The sequence below is a fragment of the Micromonospora sp. NPDC001898 genome, from assembly GCF_042891255.1.
Classification (GTDB): Bacteria; Actinomycetota; Actinomycetes; order Mycobacteriales; family Micromonosporaceae; genus Micromonospora.
This window is the reverse complement of sequence record NZ_JBIATC010000004.1, coordinates 219,480-234,296: the sequence shown is the minus strand read 5'-3', so window position 1 is coordinate 234,296 and position 14,817 is coordinate 219,480. Positions and strand designations below refer to the sequence as shown.

General features: G+C 73.5%; 12 protein-coding genes. 6 read left to right on the top strand and 6 right to left on the bottom strand.

What is annotated here, in order from left to right; all coding sequences use genetic code 11:
* Nucleotides 1-68: 68 nt before the first annotated feature.
* Both ACFYZF_RS11580 and ACFYZF_RS11575 read left to right on the top strand, forming a co-directional pair.
* Nucleotides 69-761, top strand: coding sequence for a hypothetical protein (locus ACFYZF_RS11580; RefSeq protein ID WP_387018645.1), 693 nt, complete (start codon nt 69-71; stop codon nt 759-761).
* A 99-nt stretch (nt 762-860) separates the two neighbouring features.
* Nucleotides 861-1,814, top strand: coding sequence for a TAXI family TRAP transporter solute-binding subunit (locus ACFYZF_RS11575; protein ID WP_387018643.1), 954 nt, complete (start codon nt 861-863; stop codon nt 1,812-1,814).
* A 4-nt stretch (nt 1,815-1,818) separates the two neighbouring features.
* On the opposite strand, the gene ACFYZF_RS11570 is transcribed toward ACFYZF_RS11575, so the two are convergent.
* Both ACFYZF_RS11570 and ACFYZF_RS11565 read right to left on the bottom strand, forming a co-directional pair.
* Nucleotides 1,819-3,318: an ATP-binding protein gene (locus ACFYZF_RS11570; RefSeq protein ID WP_387018640.1), complete on the bottom strand. Its 1,500-nt coding sequence runs from the start codon at nt 3,316-3,318 to the stop codon at nt 1,819-1,821.
* A gap of 6 nt (nt 3,319-3,324) precedes the next feature.
* Nucleotides 3,325-3,981 (bottom strand): response regulator transcription factor, encoded by a 657-nt coding sequence (locus ACFYZF_RS11565; protein ID WP_387018637.1) that lies wholly within the window; start codon nt 3,979-3,981, stop codon nt 3,325-3,327.
* Nucleotides 3,982-4,134: 153 nt separating this feature from the next.
* On the opposite strand from ACFYZF_RS11565, the gene ACFYZF_RS11560 reads away from it, so the two are divergent.
* A complete protein-coding gene (locus ACFYZF_RS11560) occupies nt 4,135-4,473 on the top strand; it encodes a DUF952 domain-containing protein (RefSeq protein WP_387018634.1) in 339 nt (112 codons plus the stop codon).
* Nucleotides 4,474-4,631: 158 nt separating this feature from the next.
* Complete coding sequence (locus ACFYZF_RS11555; protein ID WP_387018632.1) at nt 4,632-5,171, top strand: acyltransferase; 540 nt, start codon at nt 4,632-4,634, stop codon at nt 5,169-5,171.
* A 102-nt stretch (nt 5,172-5,273) separates the two neighbouring features.
* Here ACFYZF_RS11555 and ACFYZF_RS11550 read toward each other — a convergent pair whose 3' ends face one another.
* The 3 genes from ACFYZF_RS11550 to ACFYZF_RS11540 form a co-directional block, all read right to left on the bottom strand.
* Nucleotides 5,274-7,022, bottom strand: coding sequence for a CDP-glycerol glycerophosphotransferase family protein (locus ACFYZF_RS11550; protein ID WP_387018629.1), 1,749 nt, complete (start codon nt 7,020-7,022; stop codon nt 5,274-5,276).
* Between the two features lie 208 nt (nt 7,023-7,230).
* Nucleotides 7,231-8,514, bottom strand: coding sequence for a nucleotide sugar dehydrogenase (locus ACFYZF_RS11545; protein ID WP_387018627.1), 1,284 nt, complete (start codon nt 8,512-8,514; stop codon nt 7,231-7,233).
* 4 nt (nt 8,515-8,518) lie between these two features.
* A complete protein-coding gene (locus ACFYZF_RS11540) occupies nt 8,519-10,087 on the bottom strand; it encodes a glycosyltransferase family 2 protein (protein ID WP_387018624.1) in 1,569 nt (522 codons plus the stop codon).
* 301 nt (nt 10,088-10,388) lie between these two features.
* Between ACFYZF_RS11540 and ACFYZF_RS11535 the strand changes: the two genes are divergently transcribed.
* On the top strand, nt 10,389-11,591 hold the full coding sequence (locus tag ACFYZF_RS11535; protein WP_387018622.1) for a hypothetical protein: 1,203 nt from the start codon (nt 10,389-10,391) through the stop codon (nt 11,589-11,591).
* 15 nt (nt 11,592-11,606) lie between these two features.
* On the opposite strand, the gene ACFYZF_RS11530 is transcribed toward ACFYZF_RS11535, so the two are convergent.
* The gene (locus ACFYZF_RS11530) at nt 11,607-13,328 is read right to left on the bottom strand and encodes a hypothetical protein (protein ID WP_387018619.1); all 1,722 of its coding nucleotides are present in this window, start codon (nt 13,326-13,328) and stop codon (nt 11,607-11,609) included.
* 354 nt (nt 13,329-13,682) lie between these two features.
* On the opposite strand from ACFYZF_RS11530, the gene wecB reads away from it, so the two are divergent.
* Nucleotides 13,683-14,765: a non-hydrolyzing UDP-N-acetylglucosamine 2-epimerase gene (gene wecB, locus ACFYZF_RS11525; RefSeq protein WP_387018617.1), complete on the top strand. Its 1,083-nt coding sequence runs from the start codon at nt 13,683-13,685 to the stop codon at nt 14,763-14,765.
* Nucleotides 14,766-14,817 lie beyond the last annotated feature (52 nt).

Below are 14,817 nucleotides of genomic sequence, written 5' to 3'. Positions count from 1 at the left end.
CCACGGCTACCACGGGGCCGCGCGGGAGGCCACGGTAAGGGGAACCTGACGCCGACAAGGAGACTGTGGTGGCCCCCGAACCCACGCTGCTCGACCGGCCTCGTCTTCCCACGACCCCGCCCCCGCTGGACTGGCTGACCCTCGCCGACGCGTTCGAGGTCGCCTGCCTGCTGCGCTGCGCCTCCGCGCCGGCCGCCCCGGCCGGGGCGGGTCGCCGTCCCCCGGCCCCCGCCCGCATCGGCCAAGCCGCCGAGTTCAACCGGGAGGACGCGGCGCACCGGATGCGCCAGCTCCTCGCCCGGCTGGAGATCCCGGTCGGGCACGAGGTGACCACCGGCGGCCTGCGCCGCCGCTTCGAGCTGCACCGGCTCCAGGTGCCCCGCGAGCACGCGGCGACGTACGCGGCGCTGGTGGAGATCGGCTGGCGGCAGGGCCGCCGGGAGCTGCTCGGCGGGCCCGTAGCGGGCGCGTCCACGGCCCGCCGGGTGTGGCGTCCCCGGCTCGCCGCCGCCGTCTGGCGGGCGGCGCTGCTGGCAGGCGGCCGGCACGTCCGGCGGCACATCCTGGGGATCCGGCTGACCGACCGGGAGTTGGCCGCCGTGCTGGTCCGGGGTGCCGCCCTGCTGGAGGTGCCGGCACTGCTGCGGCCCGGGGCGGGCTGCTACGTGGTGAGCGTGGCCGACGGCTCGGACCGGGACCGCATCCTGCAGAGCGTGACCCTGGACCCGGCGACCGGGCCGGGGGTGACCGCGGTCGACTGAGGACGGCCGGCCCGGGAAAGCTGAGGACGGCCGGCGAAAGCTGTGCACGGCCGGCCGGTGGGCTTGCGCCGGGGGCGTCGCACGCGCAGAGTGCACCGGGTGAGCCGTAGCTGGTCTGTGCCACCGCGCGCCGCCGGCGTGGCCGTGCTGCTGTTGGTGCTGGTGGCCGCGCCCGGGCTCGCCGGCTGCCGGGACTCGCCGAGCGAGCCGATCCAGATCCGCATCGCCACCGGCAGCCCCACCGCCGTCTACCACGCGTTCGGCCAGTCGCTGGCCGCCGTCCTGAACCGGGAGCTGCCCGGGGTGCTGGCCAGCGTGGTGGTCACCGCCGCGTCGGCGGAGAACATGCGGTTGCTCGACACGGGGGACGCCGAGCTGGGCTTCACCCAGGCCGACGTGGTCCCCACCGGCCGGGAGGACCGCCCGGGCGTGCTGGCCGTGGCCCGGGTCTACGACGACCTGCTGCACCTGGTCACCAGGGCCGACGGCCCGGTCCACTCGGTGGGCGACCTGCGTGGCAGGCGGGTCTCCGTGGGGGCGCCCGGCTCCGGCACGGAGGTGACCGCCACCCGGCTGCTGGAGGTCGCCCAGCTGGGCGGGGCCACGGTCCGCCGGGAGCGGCTGGGGCTGGACGCCTCGGTCGACGCGCTGCGCGCCGGGCGGATCGACGCCTTCTTCTTCTCCGGTGGGCTCCCAGTACGCGGCGTCGAGGAACTGACCGCCGACGGCGCCACTCGCATCGTCGACCTGGGCGACTGGACGGAGCCCCTGCGGCGCAGCTACCGGGAGGTCTACGTCTCCCGGGACATTCCCCGCTCGGTGTACGGGGTCGAGCCGGTCACCACGGTGGCGAACCCGAACTACCTGGTCGTCCGGGCCGACCTGCCGGATCCGCTGGTCCGGGAGGTGACCCGGCTGCTGATGGAACGCCGGGCCGAGCTGGCCGCGGCGCACCCCGCGGCGGGCCGGATGAGCCCCCGCTCGGCGATCGCCACCACCCCGCTGCCGCTGCATCCCGGCGCGGCCGACTGGTACCGGTCGAACAAGCCCTGACCCGTCAGCCGGCCGGGGCCACCGTTCCGTCGGCCAGCGGGGCGTCCCGGGCCGAAGCGGCGTCGCCGGCCGGCCCGGTTCCACCCGTTGGCGCGGCGGTGCCCGGCGGGGGCGGGTCGGAGGCCCTCGCGGGGTCGGAGGCGGCCGGGAACCAGAGGCCGGCCACCAGGCCACGCGGCTGCGCCAGGCGCATGGTGAGCCGGCCGTCGGACGCGTCGACCAGGACCGCGACGATGGTCAGCCCGAGCCCGGCGCCGTCGACGTTCTGCACCTCGGGGGCCCGCCAGAACCGCTCGGTGGCCTGGTCGAGCTGGTCGAGGGTCATGCCGGGGCCGGTGTCACGGACCTCCAGCGCGACCCCGTCGTCGGCCGCCCGGACGTCCACGGTCACCTCCCCACCCGCGCCGCTGAACTTGACCGCGTTGTCGATCAGCGCGTCCAGCGCCTGGTCCACGGCGGTCGGCACGGTCCGGGCGTACACCGGATCGGCGACCGGGGCCAGCCGCAGGGCGACCGCCCGGTGCCGGGCCAGCGGCTGCCAGGCGGCCACCCGGGACGCGGCGACCGCCGCAGCGTCCACGGTGACCCGTTCGTTCTCCTCGCGTTCGGCGCGGGCCAGGGTGAGCAGAGCGTCCAGCAGCAGGGCCAGCCGGTCGGTCTCCTCCAGCGCCAGCCGGTGCTCGGCCCGCCCCGGCTCGTCGGTCAGGCTCGGCCCCAACTCCTCCACCCGCAGCCGCAGCGCGGTCAGCGGGTTGCGCAGCTGGTGGCTCGCGTGCGCGACGAAGGCCCGCTGCCGGTCCATCACGTCCGACACCGCGTCGGCCATGTTGTTGAAGCTCACCGCCAGGCGGCGCAGCTCCGGCGGGCCCAGCCGGTGCTGCACCCGGGCCCCCCGGTCCCCCTCCGCGATCTCGTGGGTGACCGCGTCCAGCTCGGTCACCGGACGCAGCACCCAACCGGCCAGCCCGAACGCGGTCAGCACGCAGGCCAGCACGGCGAAGATGCCGATCGCGGCGAGCAGCAGCCACCACGCGGTGACGGTGCGCCGGACCCCGTCCGCCGGGGCGGCGATCAGCACCGCCCCGAGCACCTCACCGCCGTCGTTGATCGGCACCGCCACCACGACCGGCCCGCCGGTCCACGGCCACACCGACTCCGGGACGCTGAACTGCTGCCCGGACAGCGCGTTGTCCAACGCCGCCTCGGTGCCCGGCCCGACCTGCCAGCTACGCGAGGCCACCACCGTGCGGCGGTCCCGGTCCACCACGGCCGCGCCGATGCCGTACAACTCGTCGTAGCTGCTCAGCTCGCCCCCGATCGGGCCGGGGACGCCGCCGCGCAGCGCCGGCCCGGCCAGCGAGGCGAACCGGGTCGCGTCGGCGAGCCGGTCGGCGCGCACCTCGTCGGTCTCCCGGGTGGCCAGGGTGGTGGCGAGTGGCGTCTCCAACGCGATGAGCACCAGCACCATCAGCAGCAGGTAGCTGATGACCAGCCGACGACGCACCGGCCCTCACTCCCCACGCAGCCGGTAGCCGACCCCACGGACCGTCTCCACCAGCCGGGCGTCGCCCAGCTTGCCGCGCAGCGATCCGACGTGCACCTCGACGGTGTGCCGGTCCGCCCAGGTGGTGCCCCACACGTCGAGCAGGATCCGGTCCCGGGGCACCGCCGCCCCGAGCTGCCGGGCCAGCGAGAGCAGGATGTCGAACTCCTTGCGGGTGAGGGTCACCTCCCGACCGTCGACTGTGACCGTCCGCCCGGCGACGTCGATGCGGACCGGGCCGGCCTGGATCACGTCCCGCTCCGGGGCGGCGTGCGCGGCCCGGCGCAGCACCGCCTCGATCCGGGCCTGGAGCTCGACCATCGAGAACGGCTTCACCACGTAGTCGTCGGCGCCCAGTCGCAGGCCGAGGACGCGGTCGCGTTCCTCGCCCCGGGCGGTGACCGCGATGATGCCGAGCTGGGCGCTGCGCCGGCGCAGCACCCGGCACAGGTCGGTGCCGTCGCCGTCAGGCAGGGTCAGGTCGAGCAGCACGAGGTCGCAGGGCGCGGCGGACAGCGCGGCGGCGACGGTGGCGGCGTGCTCCACCTCGTAGCCGCGGCGGGTCAGGGCGGACGACAGGGCGGCGGCCACCCGTCGGTCGTCCTCGACCAGCAGGATGCGCACCCCGGACCTCCGTTCCTCGTTCCTCGGTCGTCGAATGGTCGCAGAAGCACCGCCCGGACGGGAGGGCCGGCCGGTCAGACCCTCTCCGCCGGCCGCAGGCCCGGCCGGGGCGCGTCCCGGGTCGCTGGGCCACGGTCGCCGTAGGCTGCCGGGGTGATCTACAAGCTGCTGGCCACGACCGAGTGGGACGCCGCCCGGGACGCCGGGCACTTCGCCGGCTCGGCGGTGGACCGCCAGGACGGGTTCATCCACCTCTCCGCCGCCGACCAGCTCGTCGAGACGGCCCGGCGGCACTTCGCCGGCGCCACCGGGCTCACCCTGCTGGCGGTGGACCCGGCGGCGCTCGGTGCGGCGCTGCGCTGGGAGCCGTCCCGGGGCGGGGCGCCGTTCCCGCACCTGTACGGGACGCTGCCGGTGGCCGCCGTGGCCGCGGCCCACCCGCTGCCGGCGGACGTCCCGGCCGCCGACGCGGTGGCGCGGCTGCTCCGCTGAGGGATCGCTATGCTCACCCGAGTCCGCGCGCCGGCCGGGGTGACCGCAGCCCGCCGGCGGGCGTGGCAGTCCGATCCGCGCGGGCGGCCGGCACCCGTCGCCGTCCCGACGCGTCCACCCGCCGGCGCGACGGCGCGCCCCGAGCGATGCGAGCAGCGATGACTGACACCACCGACCGACCCGACGTCTTCGTCCACCCGAGCGCCGACGTGGAGGAGGGCGCCCAGGTGGGCGACGGCACCAAGGTCTGGCACCTGGCCCACATCCGGTCGAGCGCCCGGGTCGGCGCCGGCTGCGTGATCGGTCGCAACGTGTACGTCGACGCCGGCGTCACCGTCGGCGACCTCGTGAAGATCCAGAACAACGTCTCGGTCTACCAGGGCGTGACCATCGAGGACGAGGTCTTCGTCGGCCCGTGTGCCGTTTTCACCAACGACTTCCGCCCCCGGGCGCAGAACCCGGACTGGACCATCACCCCGACCCTGGTCCGCCGGGGCGCCTCGATCGGCGCGAACGCCACCCTGGTCTGCGGGATCGAGGTCGGCGAGTACGCGATGATCGCCGCCGGCTCGGTGGTCACCCGGGACGTCGCGCCGTACCAGTTGGTGGCGGGCAACCCGGCACGGCCCAAGGGCTGGGTCGACGAGCGCGGCGAGGTCGTCTCCCGCGACGCCGACAACCCGCCGCAGCGCGGCTGACGACATGACCGGGCGGGGGGGGGGGGGGGGGGGGGGGGGGGGGGGGGCCCCCCCCCCCCCCCCCCCCCCCCCCCCCCGGCTCTCGTCTCCGACCCGAGCAGGTCAACCGCAGAGGCGGCCGATCTCCTGCCGGAACCGGTCCATCGGGTTGGACCCGGCCGGTCCGAGCAGGTACTCCTTCAGTTCCCGCCGCGCCTCGGCCATCGGGTCGTTCCCGCCCCGGGCGAGGGCGAGGACCTTCTCCAACTCCCCGCAGTCGAGCGAGAGCAGGTACGCCGCCCGCGCGGTGGGGAACGTCCGGCGGAACTCGTCCTCGGACAGACCTGCCGGGTTGGCCACCACGTACGGCCGCTCGCTCTGCACGAAGTCGGAGACCACGCTCGACACGTCACTGATCAGCAGATCGGTGGCGTTGAAGCAGTCGAACAGGGCCGGCGTGCGGCCGGTGACCACCAGGTGCGCGGTGCCGCCCAGCGAGGTCGGGTCGACCTGCCCGCCGACGGCCCGGAGCCGGGCGACGATCCGCTCGTGCACCGCCAGGGCCTTCTTCGACCGGTTGCCGGTGAGCGGGTGCGGCTTGTAGACCACCCGGACGCCGCCGGCGGCGAGCAGCCCGGCGACGATCCGCTCCCCCATCAGCACCAGCGAGGTGTGATACGGGTCGTCGTCCAGCCACCCCTCCCAGGTGGGGGCGTAGAGCACGGTGAACGGGCGGTCGGTGAACTCCGCGCCGAAGGTGTGCACCCCGGCGAGCTGCGGGCGGCCGACCTCCACGATGTCGCGATCGAGGACGCCCACCCCGGCCCGGGCGTACCGCTCCCGACCGGCCGCCCCGGCCACCCAGACCTCGTCGTACACCTTGCTGTACGGGTTGACGCTGGCCTGCTTGTCGCTGTCACCGTGGCCGACGAAGACGTGCCTCGTTCCCGGCTCACGCAGCATGTGGATGTTGGCGCCGACGTTCGCCGCGTACAGGGCGACCCGGATCGAGCTGAGGTCGAGGTTCATGAAGTCGACCCCGGCCGGTACGCAGATCACCGGCAACCGGGTGTCGGCCAGCTCGCGGAACGCCTCGTCGTTACGGAGCAGCACCACCGCGCGGCGCCCGGCCGCCTCGACCGGGGCAAGCCACATGTTGGCCTGGTAGACGTCCTTGGCGGGGCCGGCGAAGTAGAGCGCCACCTCGGGCCGTTCCCGAGCCAGCCAGGCGTGCACGGCTGACAGCGACCCCTGCCCCCCGCCACGCCCACCCCGCCCGGCCAGCGCGAGCACGGCTACCGTGACCAGTCCCACCGCCAAGGTGACCAGCCCGGTCACCACCACGGGGGCGACCCGGTCGACCAGTACGGCCAGCACGGCCGCCGGGACGAGGAGCACGTTGATCAACGGCAGTCGCAGGCCCGCGATCCGCTGCGCCCAGGCTGGCGGACCCGGCACCCCGGCGGTACGGGCGAGGTCGGTGTTGCGGGTGAGGGCCGGGGTCGAAGCGCGGTGCTCGCCGACCGCGCTGAGGGCGGCGCTGCCGACGGCAACGCTCCAGAGGGCGGCCGGCAGCAACAGGACCGCGACGGTCCCGCCGGCTGCCGGACCGACCGCGCTGACGATCAGCAGCACGACCGACAGGTCACGGACGAGCCACCGCCAGACCGGTCCGAGTCCGGCCTTCTGGAGCAGCTCGCCCGCTGCGGCGAACCGGGTGGCGAGGGCCAACTCACCGGCGACGGCGACCAACGCCGCGACCACGTACGGGATCAGCCAGTCGAAGACACCGGACAGGACCATGACCCCGTAGCCCAGCAGGGTCACACCGACGACGGCGAGACCCTGCTGGTTTCGCGCTCTGCTGAACAACGACACGCTCCCTTGTCTACTCGCCGGCGTCGATGGGTCCGATACCAGGCATCTGCGACCCTAAACGGGGCAAGTAACACAAGTATTGCTGGGGTGTCCGGCGGATGACAGCCGAGGATGCCGCTCACCGAACGTGTCGGTCGAGCCACGAAAGCAGTGGGCCCCGGCCGGCGAGCGGCCGAGGCCCACGGGGACCGGGCGGACCGGGTCAGCCGCCGATGACCACCCGACGGACGCCGGTCCAGCGGGCCGGATCGGTGATCCGCCGGCCGTCGACCAACACCGAGACGCCCGGCAGGTCGGCCGGGGCGAGGCTGCGGTACTCGGCGTGGTCGGCCTGGATGACGGCGGCGCCGACCGGCTCGCCGTCGTAGCCGGGCAGGCCGTGCGCGGCCAGCTCCTCGTTGGTGTACATCGGGTCGGAGACGTACGGCTTGGCACCCCGCTCGCGCAGCGCCTCCACGGTCGGGAAGACGCCCGAGAAGGCGGTCTCCTTGACCCCGCCCCGGTACGACGCGCCGAGCACCAGCACCCCCACGTCGGTCAGGTCGCCGTACGCGGCGGCGAGCAGGTCGACGGCGTACTCGGGCATGGCGGCGTTGGCCTCGCGGGCCGAGCGCACCACGGTGGCCGCCGGGTCGTTCCACAGGTACATCCGGGGGTAGATCGGGATGCAGTGGCCGCCGACGGCGATGCCCGGCGAGTGGATGTGGCTGTACGGCTGGGTGTTGCAGGCATCGATGACCTTGGTGACGTCCACCCCCACCGTGTCGGCGAACCGGGCGAACTGGTTCGCCAGACCGATGTTGACGTCCCGGTAGGTGGTCTCGGCGAGCTTGGCCAGCTCGGACGCCTCGGCGGAGCCCAGATCCCAGACGCCGTTGGGCCGGTCGAGGTCGGCCCGCTCGTCGAAGTCCAGCACGGCCTCGTAGAAGCGGACACCGTTCGAGGCGGACGCCTCGTCGATGCCGCCGACCAGCTTGGGGTAACGGCGCAGGTCGGCGAAGACCCGGCCGGTGAGCACCCGCTCCGGGCTGAAGACCAGGTGGAAGTCCTTGCCGGCGGTGAGGCCGGAGCCCTCCTCCAGCATCGGCGCCCAGCGGGTGCGGGTGGTGCCGACCGGCAGGGTGGTCTCGTAGCTGACCAGGGTGCCCGGCTTGAGGCCGCGAGCGATGGCCCGGGTGGCGTCGTCCATCCAGCCGAAGTCCGGCACACCGTCCGCGTCCACGAAGAGCGGCACGACCACGACGACCGCCTCGGACCCGGCGACCGCGGCGGCGGTGTCGGTGGTGGCCGACAGCAGACCGGCGGCCACCACCTCCTTCAGCTTGACGTCGAGGTCGGCCTCGCCGGGGAACGGCACGGCACCGTCGTTGACCAGCTGGACGACCCGCTCGGAGACGTCGGCACCGACCACCCGGTGCCCCTTCGAGGCGAACTGCACGGCAAGCGGCAGGCCGATCTTTCCGAGCGCGACGACGCAGATGTCCATGTAACTACTTTCCTCCAGAGGGCCAGATACGGCGCAGGCGGGCAAGGAACCGACGGGGGGTCACCGGAGTGATCGCGACGATCACCTGGCCCTTGTGGTTGGTGGTGGGCGTGACGAGGTAAAACCGGACACCGTGCCGGGCCAGCAGGCGGGGTGCGGATATCCGGCGGTCGGTACGCACTGGCGACGTGCCGGTCCCGCCCAAGGCGGTGACCTCGGCCCGCACCGCCCGACGTTCCCCGCTCGGGGCGACGACCGCGAGTAGCTGGTCCAGCGCGAAGTCCGTCCGCACGACGGTACCGGGGCCGCCCGCGGTGACCGAACTGACACCCGCCAGCTCGCCGACGCTGATCCGCACCGCCTCGGCGCCGAGCGTCGCCAGCGCCGCCCAGCGGCTCTGCGCGGTGACCACCAGGACCCGGGCCCCGGCGGCGTCCCGGCCCCAGGCCAGGGCGGTCGCGGTCAGCTTCACCATGACCTTGGCGGCCTGGTCGGTCACGTCGTACCACTCGTCCGGATAGCCGAGCGAGGGGTCGCGGAAGCCGACGTAGTGGGCGTACCAGCGGCCTTCCTCGACGACGACCTCGGGCAGCGTCTTGTCGAACTGCTGGCCGACCAGGTCACGCAGCCGGTCCAGGCCGGCGTCCCGGGCGAGGACCAACCGCAGCCGCAGGTCCGGCGCCAACCGGGCCACGATGCCGTCGGTGAGGTACGCCTCGGCCAGCTTGCGGATACGGTCGTGGACCTTCTGCTGGGCGTCCGGGTCGAGGGCGAGGAACTCGCGCTGGAGGAGCTTCGCCACCTCCCAGCTGAAGTTGCGCAGCAGGATCGCGTCCCGGCGCGGCCCCGGCTCGATCAGGTCGACGACGAAGCCGACGAGCTCCTCCGCGCAGCGCAGCCGCTCCTCGAACCGGCTGGCGTAGGTGATGTTCTGCGCGTTGTCCCGCTTGACCGCGTAGTAGTACTCGTAGTCGGCCAGGACGGAGATCCGCCTGGCGCGGAAGCACGCCTCCAACGTGAAGGGCTGGTCGCTGCCCATCCGCAGGTCCTCGCGGAACCGCAGGCCGTGCCGCTCGATCAGGTCCCGGCGGAACAGCTTGGTGTTCGACAGCGACCAGGCCAGGTCGCCGCCGAAGAGGTCGACCTCCTCCTGCGTGCTGGCGTAGACGGCCTGGTGCACGTAACGCTTGTTGGTGCCGACCATCCGGCCGAGCACCACGTCGGAGTCCCACCGGTCGGCGGCGCCGACCAACCGCTCCAGCGCCTCCGGCCCCAGGTGGTCGTCCGAGCCGATGAAGAAGACGTACCGGCCGCGCGCGTGGTCCAGGGCGCGGTTGCTGGGGGCCGCCGGACCGCCCGAGTTGGGCTGACGCAGCACGGTGACGGTGCCGGGGTACCGCTCGGCGAACCGATCCAGCTCGGCGGCGCTCCCGTCGGTGGAGCCGTCGTCGACCGCGACGACCTCCAGCCGGTCCAGGCCGATGCTCTGCCCGACCAGCGAGTCCAGACAGCTGGTCAGGTATGGCATGGTGTTGTAGACGGCGACGATGACGCTGACGTCCGGCGTGCTCATCCGATCCTTCCCCGATCGCCGTGTTCGCTGCGGGCGGGGATCCGCCGCTGGCCACGGGTTCGGCTCGCCGGCAACCGCCGACGGCCTGACAGCGACCTCCGCCCGCGCCGTCGACCTCGCTCAGCCGCAGGCACCGGACGGAACCTCCGCGAGTGTACGGCACCAGGGTCACCGGTCAGCGACGCCGAGCTGAAGGGCCGGCGAGCCGGTTTCAGGAGCCGCCGCACGGCCCGGCGCGTGCGGCGGAGGCGGTCCTCCTTGCTAATCTCGCCCGGGATTGACACCTGCCGGGGGGCATGCGATGGCCAGGTTGGCAAGCGACACGGGCGTGATCGCCGAGCGGGACGACGACCGCGGCGAAGGGGCCATCGGGGTCCAGGGGGCGGGTGCCCATCCGGTCGCGCGGCTACGCCGGGCGCTTTCGGCGGCCTGGCCGGCACTGGTGGGCTACACCGCGGTCCGGGTGGTCGGGCTGGTCACGCTGGCGGTATGGGCGGACGCCCGCGACGCCCGGTTCGGTCGGCTGGTCGGCATCCGCGCCGACGCCGGCTGGTACCTCCGCATCGCCGAGCACGGGTACGACCGGGCGGAAGTCCTGCAGAGCAACATGGCCTTCTTCCCGCTCTACCCCCTACTGGTGCGGTTCGCCGAGCCGCTGTCACCGCTGGGGATGCGGAACACCGCGGTTGCGCTGGCCTGGCTCGCCTCGCTGGCCGCGGCCTGGGGCCTGTTCGCGGTCGGCAACCACCTGCACGGGCGGCGTACCGGGATCCTGCTGGCCGTCGTCTGGGGTCTGGTGCCACACGCGATCGTCGAGTCGATGGCCTACACCGAGTCGATTTTCACCGCCCTTGCCGCCTGGTCGCTGTACGCCGTGCTGACCGGACGGTGGCTGACCGCCGGCACACTCTGCCTGCTGGCCGGATTGACGCGGCCCACGGCCACCTCGCTCATCCCGGTCGTGGCGCTGGCCGCGTTGATCGCCCTGGTCCGGCGCCGCGGCACCTGGCGGCCGGCGGTGGCCGTCCTCCTCGCGCCACTGGGATGGCTGGGTTACGTCGCCTGGGTGGGCTGGCGGACCGGCCGGGTGGACGGCTGGTTCCAGATCCAGACCGAGGGCTGGCGATCGACCTTCGACGGCGGGGCGGGCACCCTGGAGTCCATCGGCCACACCCTCGACGGTCCGGCGGCCACGCTCCAGTGGTACCTGATCGTCGCGGTCCTGGCGGCCAGTCTGATCCTCTTCGCGCTCAGCATCATCGACCGGCAGCCCTGGCCGCTGCTGGCCTACAGCGCCATGATGCTGGTGACCACCATCGGGGCGTCCGGGTACTTCAACTCCAAGGCGCGCTTCCTGCTACCGGCGTTCGCGCTGCTGCTGCCGTTGGCTCGGGGGCTGGCGGCCACCAGCACCGCCCGGCTCGTGGTGATTCTGATCGGCCTGACCGCTTCCTCCGCCTATTTCGGCGGCTACCTGCTGCTGGTCTCGAAGCTCTCCCCCTGACCGGCGGCGCCCCGCTCACCCGGTGAAGGGACGGACGTCCCACAACCAGACATCCTTCACCCGCTGCCCCGGACCGAAACAGGCGTCCAGGAAAGCCTTCAACTCGGCCTCGTGCGCGTGTTCCGGCAGGGCCACCGCGTCCGCCCGCCACCAGCGCACGTCCGCCACCGCCTGCTGCCGCTCGGCGGCGCTCACCGAAGGCGGCCGGGTCCCGGCGCCAACGGCGGTGAGCAGCAGCGCGGTCGGGCGCGGTGCGGTTCCCCACCGGCCGGTGTCGTCGCTCGGCGAGGTCGGTCCCAGGAAGTAACCCTGCGGCACGGCGAAGTCCGTCAGCGCGGCGGAACCCCAGTTGATCGAGGTCATGTTGTGCACCGGCACGGGCACCAGGGTCCGCCCCTCGGCAACGTGCCCGCGCCACTCGCCGGAGGTGACGAAGTCGGGAACGGGCACCCGTCCCCTCGCCGGCAGCGGGGTCGGCAGCATCGGCAGCAGGGCCGCCACCAGCGCCGCCACCGTCAGCACCCGCAGCGGGACGGCCGCCCGCGACGCGTGTGACCTGAGGCCCTCAAGGCGGGCGACCGCCAGGGCGAGCAGCAGACCCAGGACGACCGTGGTGATCAGGGCGAACCGGGCGATGACCATGGCGTCCACGATCGGCAGGCCGCGCAGCAGGACAAACGGGGCGGGGATGTCGCTCTTCTCCGGCCCCCAACTGACCGTCGAGCCGAGCGCGAGGACACCCGAGACCAACGCGACGACGGCGAGCACCCGTACGGCCAGTTCGCGGCGGAGCGCGACGACCGTGGCACCGACCAGCACGAGCACCGGCCAACCGAAGAAGCTGGCCTGCTCGGTGGCGTTGGGTGCGAGGCCGCGAGCGCTGTCCGGTCCACCCGCGATCGACTCCGTGGCGTAGGCCACGAACGACTTCAGCCGCAGCGTGTACACGTCCGGGTCACCCGGGTGGCCGATCCGGTGCTGGGGCCCGGCGAACTGCATCCAGAGCGGGTACGCGGCGACCAACAGCACCAGTCCGCCGGCCGTCGCCAGGGTGAGCAGCGCGCGAGGGGCGATCCTCAGTGACTCCCGCGGACGCAGCACGAGGTGGGCGACCACGGCCATCAGGGCACCGAGGGCGACCAGGAAGAGGATCTCCAGGGAGATGAAGAACTGCACGGCCACCAGCGCGCCGAGGACCAGGCCCTCGCGGACCGGTGATCCGGACCGGGTGAGTCGGACGATCCGCCACACCAGGAAGGGGACCAGCCACTGCGCGGTGATGTGCGGGTGGCCGTTGCTGTGCGCGATCATCGCCGGCGCGAAGGCGCAGAACAGACCGCCGGTGACGGCCGCCGCCCGGGAGTCGACCAGATGCCGGGAGAGCACCCAGTACCAGGCGAAGCCGGTGCCGGCCAGGTTCAGCGTGATGAGCACGAGGTACGACAGCGACGCCCCGCCGAGCAGCGTGACGGGGGTCAGCAGGACGCCCGGCAGCTGCATCCCGACGTTCGCCATCAGGTTGACGCCCTCGGGGGCGTTCTGCAGGGTGGTGAGGAACGGGTTCTCCAGGTGGGTCACCGCGCGCGCGGCGTACGCCAGCATCCACTCGTTGAACCCCTGGTCGTCCGGGCGGCTGCCGAGCAGCCGGCCGTCGACGTCACGCCAGCCGCGCGCGGTGACCCAGAACGCGCCCAGCAGGTAGGCCAGCCCGACGAGGAGGTCGACGCGACGCCCCACGTTGAACCGACGGCCGAGACCGGAACCGCGGCGGGACGGGGTGTGGTTCCCGTCCGTGTCCGCTGCGGCCGTCGAGGGCGCGGGCTGCGCCGGGGTATCAGGAGCACTGGCCGGGATCTTGCCGGAAGAACGCGCCGTCGTCACCGGCGCATCCTACGGGTCGCCCGGTCGGCGGCGACGCGCCACCGCAAGCCGGCGCGGGCGATCAGCGGGCGGCAGCTCGCCGACACCTGCCCCCACCGCGTGCCGGGATTTGGCGGTCACGTCGGACTGAGGCAGAATTCGTCTGACTCAAGGGGCAGCACCTGTCGACGCGCGGCTGCCCTTCACGAGATCATACGAGGAGCCAACCAGGTGAAGGTCATCAGCGTCGTCGGGGCACGCCCTCAGCTGATCAAGCTGGCCCCCATCGCCGCCGCGTTCGCTTCCACCGAGCACGAGCACGTGATCGTGCACACGGGTCAGCACTACGACGCGGATCTGTCGGACGTCTTCTTCTCCGGGCTCGGCATCCCCGATCCCGACATCCACCTGGGGATCGGCTCCGGCTCGCACGGAGTGCAGACAGGCAAGGCCCTCGCCGCGCTGGACCCGGTCTTCATGGCCGAGAAGCCGGACTGGGTGCTGGTCTACGGCGACACCAACTCCACGCTCGCCGGCGCGGTCTCCGCCGTGAAGCTGCATCTGCCGGTCGCCCACCTCGAAGCGGGCCTGCGCTCCTTCAACCGGGGGATGCCGGAGGAGCACAACCGGATCCTCACCGACCACGCGGCCGACCTGCTTCTGGCCCCGAGCGAGGAGGCCATGCGCCACCTCGCGGCAGAGGGCCTGGCCGCCCGCTCGACGCTGGTCGGCGACGTGATGGTCGACGTCTGTCTCGGCGTCCGGGACGCCGTGCTGGCCGGGAAGCACCCGGCACCGGCGCTGCCGGACGGCATCGCGCCCGACGAGCCGTACCTGCTGGCCACCCTGCACCGGGCCGAGAACACCGACTCGCGCGAGCGCCTCGCCACCCTGATCGACGGCCTGGCGGATCTGCCCGTGCCGGTTGCGCTGCTGGCGCACCCGCGGCTGGTGGCCAAGGCCGCGGAGCACGGGGTGAAGCTGGCCCGCGGGGCGGTACACGTCGGCCGCCCACTGCCGTACGCCGGCATGGTCGCGGCGGTACTCGGCTCGGCCGGCGTGGTCACCGACTCCGGCGGCCTGCAGAAGGAGGCCTACCTGCTGTCCCGGCCGTGCACCACGCTGCGGCCGGAGACCGAGTGGGTGGAGACGCTGGTGGACGGCTGGAACCGCCTGGTGCCGGACCCGTCGGTCCACTCCCGCTCGGAGTGGGCCGACATCGCGACCCGCCCCGCGCCGACCGCCGCCCAGGGCACGCCGTACGGCGACGGCCGGGCGGCCCAGCGGGTCGTCGAGACGCTCGTCACGAAGTGAACCCGCCCGCTGACCGAGAGACACGGGGTACTCACCAAACCATGATGGATTC

Excerpts from the sequence above, each read along its gene's own strand:
- ACFYZF_RS11555 (WP_387018632.1), top strand. The coding sequence starts at position 4,632 with ATGACTGACACCACCGACCGACCCGACGTCTTCGTCCACCCGAGCGCC.
- ACFYZF_RS11535 (WP_387018622.1), top strand. The coding sequence starts at position 10,389 with ATGGCCAGGTTGGCAAGCGACACGGGCGTGATCGCCGAGCGGGACGAC.
- ACFYZF_RS11540 (WP_387018624.1), bottom strand. The coding sequence starts at position 10,087 with ATGAGCACGCCGGACGTCAGCGTCATCGTCGCCGTCTACAACACCATG.
- ACFYZF_RS11545 (WP_387018627.1), bottom strand. The coding sequence starts at position 8,514 with ATGGACATCTGCGTCGTCGCGCTCGGAAAGATCGGCCTGCCGCTTGCC.